The 17995-nt window shown below is 63.3% G+C and carries 13 protein-coding genes; 6 read left to right on the top strand and 7 right to left on the bottom strand.

From position 1 onward, the window contains the following. Positions 1-665: 665 nt before the first annotated feature. Together B2K11_RS03420 and B2K11_RS03415 are read right to left on the bottom strand one after the other, a co-directional pair. Positions 666-2639 (bottom strand): hypothetical protein, encoded by a 1974-nt coding sequence (locus tag B2K11_RS03420; RefSeq protein WP_163616844.1) that lies wholly within the window; start codon positions 2637-2639, stop codon positions 666-668. Beyond that, positions 2620-3591: a glycosyltransferase gene (locus B2K11_RS03415; protein ID WP_239525678.1), complete on the bottom strand. Its 972-nt coding sequence runs from the start codon at positions 3589-3591 to the stop codon at positions 2620-2622. Before B2K11_RS03415 ends, B2K11_RS03420 begins: the two co-directional genes overlap by 20 nt. Before the next feature lie 107 nt (positions 3592-3698). Between B2K11_RS03415 and B2K11_RS03410 the strand changes: the two genes are divergently transcribed. Beyond that, positions 3699-4169 (top strand): GtrA family protein, encoded by a 471-nt coding sequence (locus tag B2K11_RS03410; protein ID WP_204259992.1) that lies wholly within the window; start codon positions 3699-3701, stop codon positions 4167-4169. 39 nt (positions 4170-4208) lie between these two features. On the opposite strand, the gene B2K11_RS03405 is transcribed toward B2K11_RS03410, so the two are convergent. Together B2K11_RS03405 and rfbB are read right to left on the bottom strand one after the other, a co-directional pair. Further along, complete coding sequence (locus B2K11_RS03405; RefSeq protein ID WP_163616842.1) at positions 4209-5612, bottom strand: bifunctional dTDP-4-dehydrorhamnose 3,5-epimerase family protein/NAD(P)-dependent oxidoreductase; 1404 nt, start codon at positions 5610-5612, stop codon at positions 4209-4211. After that, positions 5612-6610 (bottom strand): dTDP-glucose 4,6-dehydratase, encoded by a 999-nt coding sequence (rfbB, locus tag B2K11_RS03400; RefSeq protein ID WP_163616840.1) that lies wholly within the window; start codon positions 6608-6610, stop codon positions 5612-5614. Before rfbB ends, B2K11_RS03405 begins: the two co-directional genes overlap by 1 nt. A 67-nt stretch (positions 6611-6677) precedes the next feature. On the opposite strand from rfbB, the gene rfbA reads away from it, so the two are divergent. The 3 genes from rfbA (at position 6678) to B2K11_RS03385 (ending at position 11527) form a co-directional block, all read left to right on the top strand. Then, a complete protein-coding gene (gene rfbA, locus B2K11_RS03395) occupies positions 6678-7550 on the top strand; it encodes a glucose-1-phosphate thymidylyltransferase RfbA (RefSeq protein WP_163616838.1) in 873 nt (290 codons plus the stop codon). Positions 7551-7655: 105 nt separating this feature from the next. Continuing rightward, complete coding sequence (locus B2K11_RS03390; protein ID WP_163616836.1) at positions 7656-9602, top strand: rhamnan synthesis F family protein; 1947 nt, start codon at positions 7656-7658, stop codon at positions 9600-9602. Further along, complete coding sequence (locus tag B2K11_RS03385; RefSeq protein ID WP_239525676.1) at positions 9599-11527, top strand: rhamnan synthesis F family protein; 1929 nt, start codon at positions 9599-9601, stop codon at positions 11525-11527. Before B2K11_RS03390 ends, B2K11_RS03385 begins: the two co-directional genes overlap by 4 nt. On the opposite strand, the gene B2K11_RS03380 is transcribed toward B2K11_RS03385, so the two are convergent. Next, entirely contained in the window at positions 11505-12347 is an 843-nt protein-coding gene (locus B2K11_RS03380) for an NAD(P)-dependent oxidoreductase (protein WP_163616834.1), read from the bottom strand. The two genes, B2K11_RS03385 and B2K11_RS03380, sit on opposite strands and share 23 nt — an antisense overlap. Continuing rightward, complete coding sequence (locus tag B2K11_RS03375) at positions 12344-13432, bottom strand: NAD-dependent epimerase/dehydratase family protein (RefSeq protein ID WP_163616832.1); 1089 nt, start codon at positions 13430-13432, stop codon at positions 12344-12346. Before B2K11_RS03375 ends, B2K11_RS03380 begins: the two co-directional genes overlap by 4 nt. A 120-nt stretch (positions 13433-13552) precedes the next feature. Here B2K11_RS03375 and B2K11_RS03370 point away from each other — a divergent pair, with 120 nt between their 5' ends. Both B2K11_RS03370 and B2K11_RS03365 read left to right on the top strand, forming a co-directional pair. Further along, positions 13553-14464 carry an ABC transporter permease gene (locus B2K11_RS03370; RefSeq protein WP_239525674.1) on the top strand — a complete coding sequence of 304 codons (912 nt, stop codon included), beginning with the start codon at positions 13553-13555 and terminating at the stop codon, positions 14462-14464. Beyond that, the gene (locus B2K11_RS03365) at positions 14464-15672 is read left to right on the top strand and encodes an ABC transporter ATP-binding protein (RefSeq protein ID WP_163616830.1); all 1209 of its coding nucleotides are present in this window, start codon (positions 14464-14466) and stop codon (positions 15670-15672) included. Before B2K11_RS03370 ends, B2K11_RS03365 begins: the two co-directional genes overlap by 1 nt. A gap of 236 nt (positions 15673-15908) precedes the next feature. On the opposite strand, the gene B2K11_RS03360 is transcribed toward B2K11_RS03365, so the two are convergent. Continuing rightward, positions 15909-17957: an acyltransferase family protein gene (locus B2K11_RS03360; protein ID WP_163616828.1), complete on the bottom strand. Its 2049-nt coding sequence runs from the start codon at positions 17955-17957 to the stop codon at positions 15909-15911. Positions 17958-17995 lie beyond the last annotated feature (38 nt).

Below are 17995 nucleotides of genomic sequence, written 5' to 3'. Positions count from 1 at the left end.
CGATCGAGGAGCAGGGTTGTGGTCTGCCGAGCGATGGGTGCTACCAGGAGTTCCAACACGGCAAGATCTACTGGTCAGCTGCAACCGGGGCGCATGCCGTGTGGTACGGGATTCTCGCCACCTGGGCAAGCACGGGTTACGAGCGCGGACCACTTCGCTACCCGACATCAGGCGAAGGATGTGGTCTGAGGGGCGGTGGATGCGAGCAGACGTTCCAGGATGGAACGATCTATTGGGCCCCGGAAATAGGATCGTTCGCCGTCCAAGAGCCCATGAGAAGCCGCTATGTGCAGCTCGGTTCGGTCGATAGCAAGCTCGGCTACCCGACGGGAACCCGCGTCTGCGGACTACGAGTGGGCGGCTGCTTCCAACAGTTCGAGAACGGGCGAATATATTCAGTCGCGGGTCAAAGCCACGCGGTGTGGTTTGGGATGCTCGCGGCTTGGGCGAATGCCGGGTACGAGAACGGGCCCCTCGGCTATCCAATCGGGGAAGAAACCTGTGGATCGACCGAAGTCGGATGTCAGCAGGCGTTTGAGGGTGGTCAGATACTGTGGAGCGCCCGCGACGGCGCGCGAGTCATCCTTCGGTAGGTGCGACGCGGGCGTCAGACAATCCGGAGTGCGCCGACGACGGTAGGACCGATTGCGCGGAGAACCTCCGCGCTACGCGTCGACGCGGTACACCGTGTAGTCGATCCCGCTCCACGTGAACGTGGACAGTTCAGACAGGCACGCATCATCCAGCGGTTCGCTCGATACTGCGTACTGGAACTCAGGCATTCGTGCGGCAACGGTGCAGGGCGAGGCCTTGACCACGACGGTGTCGTTGGCGGGTTGCTCGAACTGGACGCCAGACTCGTCGGTCCATTCGAACGTGACGTGCAGACCTCCGCGATCCCACATCTCTCGGTGAGCGCCGCCCGGATCGAGCCTCTCCCACTGCTGGACGTCCGGGCCGATCTGCTGGCGGGCGCTCAGAGTCGGCGTTCCGGTCGCCATCATGAGTGAGTCCACGTACTGCGAGTTGGAAGCCCACACAGTTCCGTCCTCTCGGCTCGTCGCACCCCATTCCATGAATGCCTCCGCAGATGCACTCGCTCTCAGGTCGCCCAGTCCGACCACTATCGGCGCGGTCGCGAAGGTGAGCGACGCCGCGGCGACGGAGGCGATGGTGATGGACCACCATCGAAGCGGCCAGGCGATGAGGACGAAGATCACGCCACCTGTAATCAATGCGCTGGCCCAGATCATCGCAGACGTCAACCCGGCTATCTGAGCTGTCTGAAGGGAAGATCCGGCATATGCAGAAAGGAACGCCGCAGTGCCGCCGGCGACGAGGGGTACAGCGACTCGTTTCGAAGGCTTCCACTGGCTCATGTAAAGGCAGAAGGCGAGGATCGCGATGTAGCCGACGCCGAGCATCGCGCGGTTGCTGGGAACGCGGTTCACCAGTGGAATCGCCGCTCCGAAGGACCCCCAGCTCAATGTTCCCCAACTCAGCCAGAACAGCCCGGCGGCCACCAGGGGGATGAGTGCCGCGGCGAGAAGTGTTCCCCCTCGCCATCGGCTGGTCGCGAACAACAGAACGACAATTATCAGCAGGACAGTGAACGACGTCGCAATCTCGGACTGATTGAGCGGAAGCACAGTCCCGAGGTCCTCGAGCCAGCCCAGGTTGGTGGCTCCGAACACCATGCCTGCGGTTAGCGCTCCGCCGGTGCTCTTTCGGTCTCCGGGGTAGACGGTCGACAAACCCGCCGTCACCGCTTCGCGGTTCTCCCAGAACAGGAGGAGAGTCCAGACCAGTCCCGATGCGGCGATCGCCGCGAGACCCCCGAGACGCTGCTTCCACGAGACGTCGCGCCACAGGAGGAAACCGGCGGTGGCGAGCACCACAGGGATCCCGATCACGATCGCGAGTGGCTGATAGTACGTGGGGAAGCGGGCCAGCAGTAGTCCGGCGACGATGATCGCGAGGGCGGCCCTTACCCACCGACGGTCCGAGAGTCGCTGGGCCCCGTAGATCGCAAGCGCGCAGCCGGCGAATATGAACCCAAGCGTGTTGACGGGCCTACCGGACCACCAGACGCTTCCTGGCGCGATGAATATGAGGAAGGCCGCGAAATAACCCCATCGCAAACGGCCAGAGATCTGTCGGAACCAGATCGGCACTCCGATGAAGAGCAGAAGAGTGGGCAGCCACCATTTCGCCGCGAACAGCATCTCGTGCGGGAACCACCCGCCCAGCGCGAGCGCCGTTCCATCGAAGAAGACGACAGCCGATATCGGTCCGCTGGGAAGCTGCGCGAAGAAGTCATTGGAAACGCTGAGGGGGGTGGAGTCCTCGGCGCCGGCGCGGGCGAGCTGACCGAGCCACAGCGGCGATTCTGTGCCCCACTCGTCAGATCGGATGCCTTGCGATGCGCCGATCTGAAGTCCGAGAGGCGCCTCAGGATCCTCTCGAAGTGCGTCGAAACCGATATTCGAGTTCGTGATGCCGAGGAGGACAAGGACGAGATACGCGATCAGAGGGCCGACCCACACCGCCCGGGTTCGTGCGAAGCGACCCCATCTCACCTTGGCGGTGATCAATTCTGTCGTCGCGGATGGAGGTCGCTCAATCGTTGTGTCGGCCATCGGATCCTGCGCCGTTCGCAAAGCATGGAGCCGCGTACAGCAGATAGTTGAGGCGGCTGAACTCACGGCGCGATTTCAGCACGCCATCGAGGATCAAGCCGATCATCCACGCCAGGAAGGCGACGATAACGATGCCGACGGTCAGTATCGCGGTCGGAAGGCGCGGCACGAGTCCCGTCTGGAGGAAATCGAGGACGACGGGGATTCCAACCAGGACACCCAGGAACGCGATGGCCACTCCGGTGAGCCCGTAGAAGAGCATCGGGCGTTCGTGGCGGATGAGTCCGATGATGAGACCCAGGATGCGGAAGCCATCGTGGTACGTCCGCAGCTTGCTCTCGCTTCCCGCCGGACGATCTTTGAAACCGACGGAGACTTCCTTCTGAGGTACGCGCAGGCTCATCGCATGCACGGTCAGTTCGGTCTCGATCTCGAACTCACGCGAGAGGGCCGGAAAGCTCTTCACGAAACGGCGGGAGAAGACCCGGTATCCGCTCAGCATGTCACTCACCGGAGATCCGAAGACACCACTCACAAACCAGTTGAATCCGCGATTGCCGAGTTCGTGGCCAGGGCGATAAGCGCCTGCCTCGGTTTCTCGACGCACGCCGAGCACGTGATCGTACGGGCCTTCCAGCAACGCATCGATCATGTCAGGCAGATCGGCGGTGGCATACGTGTCGTCGCCGTCGATCAGCACGTAGACATCAGCGTCGACGTCGGCGAACGCACGACGAACGACGTTGCCCTTTCCTTTTGTGTATTCGTGTCGGACGATCGCGCCGGCGTTGCGAGCGACGTCGACGGTCTCATCCGTGCTGGCATTGTCGTAGACGTAGATGTCCATATGTGGGACAGTTGCGCGCAGATCCGCGACGACTTTGCCGATGGCGAGGGCTTCATTGTGGCAGGGCACGATGGCAGCAACGCGCATCGCGGGGGCTTCGGGCACGGCTAACGACTCCTTGAACGCGCGGCTCTCTCACGGTGTCCGGCGGCAACCAAGCTATCATGGGGCGGTCGTCGGGTCCGGCACAGGGACGGGCAGAGGAGAGCGAATTGACCAAGGCAGAGCCGGGCGTGTTACGCAAGGGTGGCGCATTCCTTGTCGTCGGCGGACTCGCTTTCGTCGTCGATGCCGCGGTCTTCAACATTCTCGCCTTCGGGTTCACAGGCACGGGGCCGCTGTACGATCTGCCCATCGTTGCGAAGATCATCGCCATCCTGCTGGCGACAGTCGTGACGTACGTCGGCAACCGGTACTGGACGTTCGGCACTCGGCAGCTGACACGCCGCTTCTCGCGATACGCGATCTTCGTCGCGCTCAACATCGCCGCGATCGGGATCCAGGTCGGATGCCTGGCGTTCTCGCGGTATGTACTGGGTCTGGAAGGGCCGGTTGCCGACAACGTCTCCGGGACACTCATCGGACAAGCTCTCGCGACACTGTTCAGATTCTTCACATACGATCGCTGGGTCTTCCCGGACGACCACGGGACGGGCCGGCGGGTAGCGCTCGAGTCAGCGTGACAACCGCTGCCGTGACCGTTGCTGGCGCACGTCGCGCGACTAGCTCGCTCCGAGATACCTCTTCAGCGATTCATCGGCCGAGTGCGAGATGAACCCCGTGCCCTCCAACTTCGTCAGATCGAGAACGCTGTTGCGGGGGCGCGGCGCCACGGGGGTGGCCGCATCCGCGAAATACGTCTCGGTCGTGACGCGATCGACGCTGTTCGGGTCGTGTCCGGTCAGGTCGAATACGCGCCGCGCGATGTCAGCCCAGGTCGTCGGCTCACCGCTCCCAGTCAGGTTGTATGTGCCGTAGGGTGCTCGAGCCTGCAGCAGATGGCGGATGCCGCGAGCAACTTCGTCGGCGAACGTCAGTCGCCCACTCTGGTCGTCGATGACCTTCGGGCTGATGCCACGTTCGGCCAACGAGGCCATCGTGCGCACGAAGTTCTTGCCGTCGCCGATCACCCACGACGTCCGCACGATGTAGTGTCGCGGAACTGTAGCGACGACAGCGTCGCCGGCGGCCTTGGTCTGGCCGTAGACGCCGAGCGGTGAGATCGGATCGTCCTCGCGATAGGGGCGGTCGAGGGATCCATCGAAGACGTAGTCGCTCGAGACGTGCACGAGGGTGATCCCGTTCTCGATAGCGATCCGGGCGAGCGTGGCGACGCCCGAGACATTCGCCGCCCATGCATCGCGGCGCCCGTCAGCGGTCTCGGCGAGGTCGACCTCGGTGTGGGCGGCGGCGTTGATGATGGTGCCGAAATCGCGCCATCGCCATGTTGGTGGCGCGACGAGGTCGAATTCGGCACGAGTCGCGAAGACGACGTTGGAGGATGGGCCGAACTCGGCACGCAATGCGCGGCCGAGCTGGCCGTTCGCTCCGAGCACCAGGGTCTTGCGTGGGGCCATCGGCGTCACGTCTGAGAGACGAGGATGGGCGAGATCCTTGGGTGAGATCTCAACGTCATCGAGGGGGATGGGCCATGCGATGGCGGATGCCTCGTCCGCCAGGTTAAGGAACGTGTAGGTCGCGTCCGGCGACCAGTGGTCGTTCACCAGATAGACGTATGCGGTGTCGGCCTCGAGCGTCTGGTAGGCGTTTCCGACGCCGCGCGGTACGAAGATCGCACGCGAAGGGTCGATCTCGGTCGTGAACACGTTTCCGAAGGTCGGTCCCTCGCGCAGATCGACCCATGCACCGAAGATCTTGCCCGTGGCGACGGAGACCCATTTGTCCCACGGCTCCGCATGGATGCCACGTGTGGTGCCGACGGCGTCATTGAACGAGATGTTGTTCTGGACCGGGAGGAAGTCGGGGAGGCCCGCGGCGACCATCTTCTCCCGCTGCCAGTTCTCCTTGAACCAGCCCCGACTGTCGCCGTGTACGGGAACGTCCCACACGACCAACCCGGGAATCGCCGTCTCGGTTGCATGGAGTGCCTTACCGAAATCGGTCATCACTGACCCTTCGAGGCGTAGAACGCCTCCGTCGAGGCCTTGGCCGGAGCCCACCACTGGTCATGGCTCCGATACCAGTCGATCGTCGCGGCCAGTCCGGCCTCGAAGTCCTGGAAACTGGGCGACCAGCCGAGCTCGGTGCGCAGTCTTGTCGCGTCGATCGCATAGCGCAGATCGTGGCCGGCCCGGTCGCTGACGTGGTCGTAGGCGTCGCGCGGCCTGCCCATCAATTCGAGGATGAGCTCGACGACCTCTTTGTTGTTCTTCTCGCCGTCGGCGCCGATCAGGTAGGTCTCGCCGATCACACCCTTCTCGAGAATGGTGAGCACCGCCGAAGAGTGGTCGTCGGCGTGAATCCAGTCACGGACGTTCTCGCCTTTGCCGTAGAGCTTCGGTCGCACTCCGGTCAGAACATTCGTTATCTGGCGCGGGATGAACTTCTCGATGTGCTGGTACGGCCCGTAGTTGTTCGAGCAGTTGGAGATCGTCGCGCGCACGCCGAACGAGCGGACCCATGCGCGGACCAGGAGGTCGCTGCCGGCCTTCGTCGACGAGTAGGGGCTCGAGGGGTTGTAGGGGGTCGACTCAGTGAAGCGGGCGGGGTCGTCGATTTCGAGATCGCCGTACACCTCGTCGGTCGAGATGTGGTGGAGTCGCGTTCCATGCCGGCGCGCTGCCTCAAGCAGCGTGTACGTGCCGATGATGTTGGTGTCGAGGAACGGGCGCGGATCGTGGAGCGAGTTGTCGTTGTGCGACTCAGCGGCGTAATGCACCACCGCATCTGCGTCGGTGAACAGTTCGTCGACCAGCGCAGCATCTGCGATGTCCCCTTGGACGAATCTGAGACGGTCGTTGGGGAGCCCGTCGAGCGAAGCTCGATTTCCTGCGTACGTGAGCTTGTCGAGGACTGTCACGTGATCGTCCGTGGAGCCGATCACGTGGTGGACGAAATTGGAGCCGATGAAGCCGGCACCCCCGGTGACGAGGAGTCTGCGCATTAGCCCAGCCTACCGGGAGCACCTCCACCGGTTTGGAGTAGCCGTGAGGATGGCCGAGACTAGAGGAATGCGCGGCATCATTCTCGCCGGGGGCACGGGCTCCCGGTTGCATCCGATCACTCTTGGCGTCTCCAAGCAGCTGGTGCCGGTGTATGACAAGCCGATGATCTACTACCCGTTGTCGACACTGATCCTCGCTGGTATCCGCGACATCCTGGTCATCACCACGCCCCACGACGCGGACCAGTTCGCCAGGGTGCTCGGGGATGGCTCGCGGTTCGGCGTCAACATCACGTACAAACAGCAGCCTTCGCCCGACGGTCTCGCCCAGGCGTTCATTCTGGGCCGCGAGCATATCGGCTCCGACACAGTCGCACTCGTCCTCGGCGACAACATCTTCTACGGCCAGGGCATGGGCACGCGTCTTCGCCAGTACAGCGATCTGAACGGCGGAGTCGTCTTCGGGTACCGAGTCGAGGATGCGACGGCGTATGGCGTTGTCGAATTCGACGCGACGGGCAAGGTCGTATCGCTGGAAGAGAAGCCGGCGGTGCCCAAGAGCCACTACGCGGTCCCCGGCCTGTACTTCTACGACAACCAGGTCATCGACATCGCAGCCAACCTCAAGCCTTCGCCCAGGGGTGAGCTCGAGATCACGGATGTGAACCTGGAGTACCTCGCTCGAGGCGAGCTCAAGGTGCAGCTGCTGCCGCGTGGGACGGCCTGGCTCGACACCGGCACATTCGACTCGCTGAGCGAAGCGACGGAGTTCATCCGAACCGTTGAGAAGCGGCAGGGCCTGTCCATCGGATGCCCCGAGGAAGTGGCATGGCGCATGGGTTTTCTCACCGATGACGAGCTGAGGCGAATCGCCGAGCCGCTGATCAAGAGCGGTTACGGGAAGTACCTCCTGTCGGCTCTCGAACAGGGGCGGAGCTGACCCGCTCGTAGGATGGGAAGAGGCGCTGGTGCGCAGCGGGCGGCATCGCAGATGCTGACTCCGACGGCGAATTGAGGGTGAAAATTGCAGAAAAGCGCAGTCTCGGTGGATGAGCCGATCGTCTACCCTGCGAACGGCAAACGGGTCGTCTTCTATCTGTTCCACGATTCGCGGGGCGATGTCGATGACTACATCGTTCACAAATTGGACGCGCTGAGGCCGCACGTCGAGCACATCTTTGTGGTCGTGAACGGAAAACTCACCGATCTCGGCCGCGAGCGCTTGGCTCCTGTGGCCGATACGGTGTGGCAGCGTGAGAACGTGGGCTTCGATGTCGGCGGCTACAAAGACGCGCTCGAGGAGTTCGGTCAGCGTCGACTGGCCGAATACGACGAACTCATCTTGATGAATTACACGTGGTTCGGCCCTGTTCGTCCCTTCGCGCCAGTCTTCGATCGAATGAACGCATCGGCTGTCGACTTCTGGGGTGTCACGGATCACGCGGAGGAGCCGCCGGATCCGTCAACCGGAAGAGGCGGACTGCACCGTCACTTGCAGACCCACTGGATCTCCGTCCGTCGGCGGATGTTCCTCTCTCAGACGTGGTCTGAATACTGGCGCGACATGCCGAAGATGACGAGCTACGCCGATTCGATTCTGCATCACGAGGCGCGGTTCACACACCACTTCGAGGCACTCGGGTTTCGTTCCGCGGTCGCCTTCTCCTCCGCGGACTACCCATCCGATAACCCCGCGATCTTCAATGCGGACCTGCTGCTCGCAGACGGATGCCCGATTCTGAAGAGGCGACAGTTCTTTCACTATCCGCCGTTCCTCGACAGACATGCAGTAATCGGCCGCTGGACGTTGAAGGAGGCTGAGAAATATGACTACCCAGTCTGGATGATCCTCCGAAATCTCGCGCGCAATGTCGCCCCCCATACGCTCAACGCCGACCTCGCGATGCTCGAAGTCCTTCCTGATGTGGATGTCACCGCTCCGAGCAACGCGCCGATGCGCATCGCGGTCGTGGCGCACGTCGATCACCTGGAACTCGCCCGTGACCTGTTGCGTCGCGTCGCGATGTTCCCGAGTCCCTTCGACCTGTATGTGACCACGACCAATCCTGCATGGCCGAGTGAGATCGAATCGATCCTCGGCGGGATGGACGTGGCCAAGATGGAGACGCACGAGATCCGCGTCATTCCCGTGCGCGGAGGAAATGACATGAGCGCCTTCTTCGTCGGGTGTCGCGACGTGCTCAGTGCGGGAGCTTACGACCTCGTAGCCAAGGTTCGCACGATGCCTTCTTCCCGCAGGACGTCAAACGCCGATCGATATGTGGCGCGACAGCAACTCGAGAGCCTGATGAGTTCATCTGGCTACATCGCGAATCTGCTCGCCCTCTTCACGAGGGAGGTCGGTCTCGGTGTCGTCTTCCCGCCGATGGCGCACATCGGTTTCGATCGGATGGGCCGCGGCTGGGGAGTCGACGGCGCCCAGGCGGTCGAACTCATGAAAGCGCTGAAGATCCGGGTTCCTGCCGATGACGTATCGCCATTGGCGCCGGTCGCAGGGATGTGGGTGGCTCGCCCGGAGGCTCTTCGCTTGATCGCGGATTTCGACTGGTCGTATCAGAGCTACGCCAAGGGCTCTTCGAGCAAGGGCACGAGGCTTGCATACGCTCAAGAACTGATCGTCGTACATGCCGCGGGGGAGCGCGGGTACCACACGCGGACGGTGCTCAATGAGTCGCATGCGTCGATCAGCCACACCTCCCTCGAGTACAAGGTCGATCAGCTGCTCTCCACGACCATCGGTTACCCGCATGATCAGATCCAGTTCCTCCACCGCGCAGGCTGGATGGGCCGAGCAGGCCTGCCGGCCCTGTCTCGGATGTATCTGCGCCTGCATTGGCCACGCACGGCGCGGCTCCTGCTGCCGCTCAACAACGTGACGCGCCGGGCAATTTACATGCTCCGCGCTCTCCGGTCGAGCCCTGAGAATCTGTCACCCGCCGAGAATACGCCTGACGAAGGTTCACGATCTTGACCAACCTGTCCGCTGAGTCCACCAGCCGCGCACGCTTCCCCGAGGGTGGGAAGCGCATCATCATCTATGTCGTGTTCGACCGCCGGGGAGGTGTGGACAGATACATCGTCCACGCGCTGGAAGCTTTGCGTGATAACGCGGATCACATCTTCGTGGTGGTCAACGGCTCGCTGAGTGAAGAGGGGCGATCGAGCCTTGAACCCGTTGCGGATACGATCCTGGTTCGGGAAAACGTGGGTTTCGACATCTGGGGCTACAAGGCCGCACTCGACGCACTCGGCGCTGACCTCGAGCAGTATGACGAGGTCCTGCTCACCAACGACACGTGGTACGGGCCGGTTCGTTCATTCCGCGATCTCTTCGATCGGATGGACGCGGAGGCCGTGGACTTCTGGGGATTGACCGACCATCAGATGGAGAAGGTCAACCCATTCACGAACGTCGGCACGCTTCCCGCGCACATCCAGTCGTACTGGACGGTCGTCCGACGCAACATGTTCCAATCCGACGAGTGGAAGACCTACTGGCGAGACCTCCCTCCTATGGAGGGCTACCTCGACGCGGTTCTCAAGCACGAAACCATCTTCACTGAGCGGTTCGCGAACGCAGGGTTCGCCTGGGTTTCGGCGTTCCCGGAGTCTTCGTACCCGACCAAGAATCCAACGCTGTTCAATTCGGAGATGCTCATCGAAGACGGATGTCCGGTGGTGAAGCGACGCCCGATGTTCCACTTTCCACCCCTTCTGGATCGCAATGCCGTCATCGGACGCTGGACGCTCGAGGCAGTCGAACGCCACGGGTACCCCATGCCGTTGATGCTAGAGAATCTGGCTAAGAACGTCGCGCCGAGGGACTTGAACGCGGACGCGAACCTGCTCGAGGTTCTCCCGGAGGTCGACGTCTCGTATGACCCGACGCGCCCCCTCCGCATCGTTGTCGTCGCTCACATCTTCTACGACGAGATGACGGACGAGATCCTTGATCGAGCCGACACCCTTCCCGGCGCCTATGACCTCGTGGTCACGACGCCGGACTCAGAAAAGGCCGAGGCGATCGCCGACATCATCGGCCGACGCCCGCGCGAAGGCCGTCACGTTGACATCAGGGTGCTCGAGTCCAACGATGGACGTGATCAGAGTGCCTTCCTTGTGGCATGTCGCGACATCATCCTCAGCGATTCCTACGATCTGCTGGTCAAGCTGCACTCGAAGAAGACCGTTCAGGACGGCTTCAACATCGGCCGCCATTTCAAGACCCAGCAGTTCACGAACCTGCTCAACAGCGAGGGCTATACAGCGAATCTCCTCGCCCTGTTCCAGAAGGAGCCCGGCCTCGGTCTCGTCTACCCACCGACGATCCACATCGGGTATCCGACAATGGGTCGCGGGTGGTGGTCGAACAAGCCCGGCTTCGCGGCGTTGTGCGACAGACTCGGGATCCGAGTACCGCTGGACGACATCTCACCGCTTGCGCCGTACGGCTCCATGTATATCGCTCGCCCCGAGGCGCTGCGGTTGATGGTTGCGAATGAGTGGACCTTCCAGGACTTCGCCGGCCCCGACGCGTATCGCGACGGGGGCTTGGCGCACATTCTCGAGCGGATGCCGTCATACGCCGCCGGTGAGCTCGGGTTCCACACGCGCACCGTCTCGACGGCAGAGTACATGTCCATCAGTCACACGGCCTTCGACTTCAACCTGGATCACATCGCGATGACGATTCCCGGCTGGATCGATGAGCAGGTGCTGCTGATCCGTCGCGCAGGCTTCATGGGCGAAGGTCGTCTGAAGAACATCGCGCGCATGTATCTGGCCGTGAATCGACCGGAGCTTGCCCCGAAGCTCGAGCGGCTGATACCCAAGGTCGCGCGCGCGCGACATCTGTTCTGGAAGGCACGGCACCCTAGGACGTGGAGGCGCGGCTGACGATTTCGTTGATCCGCTCGGCGTCGCCCCAAATCGCAGGGGAGTCGTAGGGCCGGTCAGGGAACGCCCCGTATTCGAGTGAGATGTCAAGGCCGCGCTGGGCGATGAACTCCTCGACCTTGTCGGCGAGCGACACGGGAACTCCGGTGCAGCAGTTGACGATCCCCGTCGCATCCGGCGCCCCGAACAGCGCAGCGATCTGCACGCCGAGTTCGCTGACCTCGATGAAGTCGAACTTGTTCGTACCCGTCGTGAAGGGGAAGGTGCGCTTGCCGGCATCCGCCGCATCGAGCACTCGGGCGAAGATCGAGTTGTTCCGGCGGTCATCCCCGAAGATGTAGAAGCAGCGGGCCCACGTGAAGCTCGTCGTCGCCGAGATCGCCTGGGCGAGCGATTTGCGCAGTGCGTCCTTCGCGATGCCGTACTGCGACATCGGTGCTGTCGGGGTCGCCGCGTCGATCGCACCCTCCCAGTACCCGACCTCGTGCATCGTGCCGAGGGCGACGATTCTCGGGACGCCCGCTGCGGCAGCGGCGGTCAGAAGCCGGAAATGCGCCGAGACGTTCATCATGTGCGCGGGCGAGTTGTGTGCGAAGCCGTCCTGCCAGGCGAGGTGCACTATTCCGGAGGCTGCGGGGATATCGGTCGCGAACTCTTCCGAGAGCACGTCGATCTCGAGCACGTCGGCGCGCGGATCGAGTGTGGCGCCCGAGCCCGGGCGCACCACCGCGGTGACGGAATGCCCGCGATCGAGCAACGACTCCACCACGTGCGGACCGAGGTAGCCGCCCGCGCCGGTTACCAGGACCGGGGCGGTCATCTGCCGCCTCCGACCGGCGCCAGTGATGTGTACCAGTGCACGTAGTCGCTGATCCCATCTCTCCACCCGATGCTTGGGCTCCATCCGAGTTCGGTCCGTCCGAGCGTCGTCTCGGTCCACGCGTGCCGGACATCGCCGTCACGATACCTTCCGGTGACCGCGGGTTCGGCACCACCGACGATCGAGCTCACGAGTCGCGCGACCTCGAGGATCGGCGTTGCCTCACCCGACCCGACATCGATGACGCGTGCCGCCCCGGGGCGGGGGTTCTGCATTGCTGTCTCGAACGCCCGCGCGACATCCTCCACATGTACGAAGTCGCGGGTCATGAGTCCGTCCTCGAATACATCGATGGGCTCCCCGCGCCCGGCTATCTGAACGAAGAGCGGCAGAAGACCCGTGTACGGGTTGATCAGCGACTGGCCTGGACCGTACACGTTCTGCAGACGGAGAATGGTGAGCTCGACGTCACGCGATCCGCACCACGCAGACAGCATCGTGTCCTGCGCGTGCTTGGTGGCGCCGTAGATGCTCGTGGGGTGGGCGGGTGTCACACCCGCGACCGAGGGCTGAGGGTCGGCATCCGGAAAATCCCACTGGCCGGCGGCCAGTTGCCGATGGGTGCGCTGGCCTGGGGAGAACAAATCGCCGCTCGATCGGCTGCGCCACAGCCCCTCGCCATAGACCGCGCGACTCGAGGCGATCAGGATGTGCGCGGGGACCGCGTCGTGCTGGGCGAGCCGGTCGAGCATCACCGCCGTGCCACCCACGTTCACCGCAGCGAAACGAGTCGCGTTGTCGAGTGAGAGCCCGGTGTCGGTCTCTGCGACGAGGTGGACGACGATGTCGGGTCGGACATCCTGCAGGAGAGCGGACCATGTTTCGGGCTCGGTGATGTCTGCGATGACGAGTTCGGCGGCCTCCGTCAGCCCGGCCGGGCGGCGGGGACTCGCATGGATGCGAGGATTCAGCGAATCCACAGCGATCCACCGATCGGCGGTGGCCGCGAGCCGCGAGGCCAGTGCGCATCCCACGAAACCGGCGCCTCCAGTGACGAGGACGCTGCCCAAGTGCTGTTCGGGCATGGCACTCCTTGCTGATGATGGGAACGGTTCTCATACGAGCCTATAGGTGGCCGCCGCCGGCTTGCCGACGAGGCATCGGGTACAGTAGGTGAGTTGATCTAAGCGACATGAGTGGGGCCCTTGGGAACTTCGGAACGATTCAGCAGGCTGGCCGCGGCCCCCTTCTCGACTATTGACGCGCGCGGTTTTCGAGCCCGCGGAAGGGGCGGCAAGGTCGGGGAGATCTTCACCCGCCGACAGCTCCTCGGGCTCCTCATCCGGCGTGACCTCCAGGCGCGCTATCGCGATAGCTTCCTCGGGTTCCTTTGGACGCTGATCCGGCCGATCATCCAGTTCCTGATGTACTTCATCGTGCTGGGACAGTTCCTCGGCGCGGCGAAGGGGATCCCCGATTTCGCCATCTATCTCTTCTCCGGTCTCACGCTGTACTCGTTCTTCTCGGACATGGTGTTCGGGTCAACAGCGTCGATCCTCAACAACGCCGGCCTGGTCAAGAAGATCTACCTCCCCCGCGAGGTCTTTCCGTTGGCGAGCGTCGGCGCGGCCGGCTTCATGTTCTTCGTCCAGGTCATCGTGCTCTCTGGCGCGGCGCTCCTGTTCAACGCTCTCCCCTCGCCGATCGAAATGCTGTGGTTCGTCCCCTCCGTGATTCTCATCCTGGTCTGGGGTCTGGCCATCGGCATCCTGCTGTCCGCACTGAACGTCTATCTCCGTGATGTCCAGTACTTGACGGAAGTGGCGATGATGCTGGCCATGTGGGGATCGCCGATCGTCTACTCGTGGACGATGGTGCAGAGCGTGTTCGACAGTTTCGGCCTGCCGGCATGGGCGCTCGAGATCTACATCAACAACCCCGTCACTTTGGGCGTCCTCGGCTTCCATCGCGCATTCTGGGGTGCCGGAACCTCGGCAGATTACCCCGACCACCTCGCCTTGCGGATGCTCATAGCGGGAGTGATCGGGTTGATTGTTCTGGTCGTTTCCCACCGTGCGTTCACGCGCCTGCAGGGCAACTTCGCACAGGAGCTCTAGTGAAGAAGTCGAAAGAGACCGGACCCGAGATCGTCCGGATCACCGGAGTGACAAAGCACTTCCGTGTCCGCAAGGACAACACCCTCAAGGAGCGTGTCGTTCATCTGGGGCGCCGCGGACGAGCGCATCGCGAAGACTTCATCGCCATCGACGATGTGACCCTGGCTGTAAACGCCGGTACCACGGTGGGACTCCTCGGCCCAAACGGCTCCGGCAAGAGCACACTCCTCAAACTGATCGGCGGGATCCTCTCGCCGACGTCCGGCGAGGTCCAGTCACGTGGAAGCGTCGCCGCGCTGCTCGAACTCGGCGCCGGCTTCCACCCTGATCTGAGCGGCCGCGAGAACGTCTACCTGAACGCATCGATCCTCGGTCTGTCCCGAGCTGAGACCGACGCTCAATTCCCGAATATCCTCGAGTTCAGCGGGATCGGCGACTTCATCGACACTCAGGTGAAGTTCTACTCTTCGGGCATGTTCGTCAGGCTCGCGTTCGCGGTTGCCGTGCACACAGACCCCGACATCCTCTTGGTAGACGAAGTGCTGGCGGTCGGCGATGAGGCATTCCAGCGGAAGTGCATGGACCGGATCGCGCAGTTCCGTCAAGAGGGACGGACGATCATCCTCGTGAGTCACTCGGCTGCGCAGGTCGCAGAGCTCTGCGACCGGGGTATCGTTCTCAGCGCGGGCAAAGTGGTCTTCGACGGCGAGGCCAACGACGCCATCGGAGCACTGCGCGACATCCTCGAGGGGCGCCGGGTCGGCGAGGCGCGTCCCGAAGAGACGACGCACACGATCGAGGTGAAGCAGATCGAGCTGCTCGATGAATTCGGGGCTCCCTCCAACTCCATCAGCGAGGGCGACGCCGTGACGATTCGCATTCATGTCGACGCGTTGCACGAAGTCGAGGAGTGGGCCGCGGGCTTCAGCATCGACACGCCCCTGGGCCAGATGGTGCTGGCGTCGAACACGACCTGGTTGGAAGTGACGCTCGCGCCGATCATCGGGGAGGTCGCAGTGGACTTCCACATCGACCAAGCCCATTTCGGTCCCGGGCAGTATTACATCAACGCGAATGTTTCAGGCATCAGCGAGCCGAGCTCGCACTCTTTCATGCAGGGTGCGATGCTGACCGTGCACGGAAGTGACACAACCCAGGGCACTGTCTCGGCAGCGGTGGAAATCCGGGAGGCGACCGACCGAGTATGACCCGGTCCTACTGTGGTGCGGGGAGTGAGCGGCAGTCTCCGCGCCCATAGGCTCCTGCGTTCGCCACGGTGTCGGTTGCTGGCGACGGAGTCGGCTTACGACGCGCTTGCCGCGGAACTGGTCCACCGGATTCGATGCGGTATGCGCCGCCGGAGGAGCGCTGTGCACGCAGAGCTTCGAGTGCGGTCAGCGGGTTTCGATCGGCGCCGGGCCAGCGACGAGGCGAGGCCAGATCACTACCGGCTCGTCGGGGTTACGTGCGCCGCGTCCAGCCTCTCGCCGAGCGGAGTGGCGAGGATCGTGGAAAGGGTGTTCGTCAAGTGGGAACCAGGTGTGTCCTGGTACACGATGGCGTTCCCGAGAACGAGCTTGCAGGCCGAATCATCGCAGAAGATGTCGGTCAGATCGATGAGAGGCACGCCGAGCTCGGCGCTGAGGGCAGGGAGTCCATCCGGGTACACGTCGAGCGCGTCCGCGACGGGAGTCGCGCACTTCGCTGCCGCAGCGGCGGACCCCCCGCTATCGTCAACGCACGCGTGGGAATTCGTGGGGTTGAACGGGATGTCGGCAATCAGCGCCAGCGGAACGCCCGCATCATGCAGGGCGGTGACGTAGGACACCCGAGCGTCTGCCGGTGTCGCAGACATCCTGAATGAGCTGTAGAGGACGAGATCGTAGCCACCGTGCACGATCGAGTCGAGCCATTCAGGGCTGCCCGAGCACGCCTCGCCGCTGCCGTTGTCGCAGTTCATGCCCACATAGGTCGTCAGGCGCCAGCCGCGCTGCTCTGCGAGTGCCTTGAGCCCCGGAATCAGATGTGCGGCGTGGGAGTCGCCGGCGATGGCGACTGAGAAATCGGCGTCCGGACTGCCGTACTGGCATGACGACGGCTCTCCACCGCCCATGTCGAAGCAGTCGTACATCACGGCGAAGTCGAGCTTGCGGTCAGCGACCAAGGGCGTCAGCGGCGCATCCGGCACCGTGGTCGCCGCGACGCTCGGTGCCGGCATTGCCGCCTGCTGGCGCGCTGCCGCGGCCGACGTCTGGTTCATCCCGAAGATCACGGAACCCGTGAGGGCTGTCACGGCCAGCATCCCGACAGCCGCCGGATAGAAAGATCGGCGCACGGTGACACGCCACATGGCCCCGAACCGGAAAGGATCCTCGATGAGGATTTTGCTGACGGCTGCCAGCAGAATCGTCAGCGCGATGATCCCGAGCTTGCTGAATCCGTCAAGCGCTGCGCCGAGTGCGAATGGCGCGACGATGATGAGCGGCCAGTGCCAGAGGTAAATGCCATACGAGATGTCACCGAGGTAGGTAAGTGGGCGCACGCGTGACGTGACGGCAGGCGAGAACAGTCCAGGCGCGTTGCCCGCCCAGAGGAAGAGGCACGTTCCCAGTACCGGGACCAGCGCCGCGGTGCCTGGGAACGGCGTCGTCTCGGTGATGAGGAGGGCGGAGCCGAAGATGAGGGCGAGTGACGTCCAGGATGCCACTGTTCGAACCACGATCGCGCGGCGCGGGGGCCCCGTCTCGAAGCCGGCGTTCGGGATGAACGCGAGCAAGCCACCCGCCGCGAACTCCCATGCGCGGGTCGTGGTCGCGAAGTAGGCGAGGCCGGGCTCGGTCGCGGTCAGCCATAGCGACGCAGCGAGAGAGCCGACGAAGACCAAGGCGATGGCGATGAGTCCGAAGAGACGGATTCTGCTGGGCTCCGCGGCGCTGGGGGAGCCGAGCCTGGACCGCCGATCGCGCCCGGTCCTGCGGGCGATGAGGATCGCGACGAGGAGAAGGAGCGGCCAGAAGATGTAGAACTGCTCCTCAGCCGATAGCGACCAGAAGTGCTGCGAGATCACCGGCTGCTGATTCTGCTCGAGGTAGTTCACCGAACTGCTCGCGAGCGACCAGTTCTCGACATAGAAGGCGGAGGCGAGGATGTTGCGCAGGTTTGCGCGCCATTCAGATTGGGGGAGGAAAGCCAGCACCAGCCCGACCGACACAAGGAGGACCACGCTCGCCAGGGGCAGCAAGCGACGGGCGCGGTTTCCCCAGAACGAGAACAGGCGCAATCCGTCGGATTGCGTACTGCTGCGCAGAAGGTGGGAGGAGATCAGATAGCCGGAGATGACGAAGAACACGTCGACCCCCACGAAACCACCGGGCAGGCGGCCGGGCCAGAGGTGGTACACCACGACGATACCGACTGCGACCGCACGCAGTACCTGGATCTCGGGTCGGAAGCCTGACGGGGCCGACTTGCGGCTCTCAGCTCCTGCGCTCACGATCGCGACAGCTGGCTTCCGTCTCGGGGACGACAGAG

It is taken from the genome of Microbacterium sp. B35-30 (genome assembly GCF_010634855.1).
Taxonomy (GTDB): Bacteria; Actinomycetota; Actinomycetes; order Actinomycetales; family Microbacteriaceae; genus Microbacterium.
The sequence above is the reverse complement of the archived record's forward strand: the minus strand, read 5'-3'. Positions and strand labels throughout refer to the sequence as shown.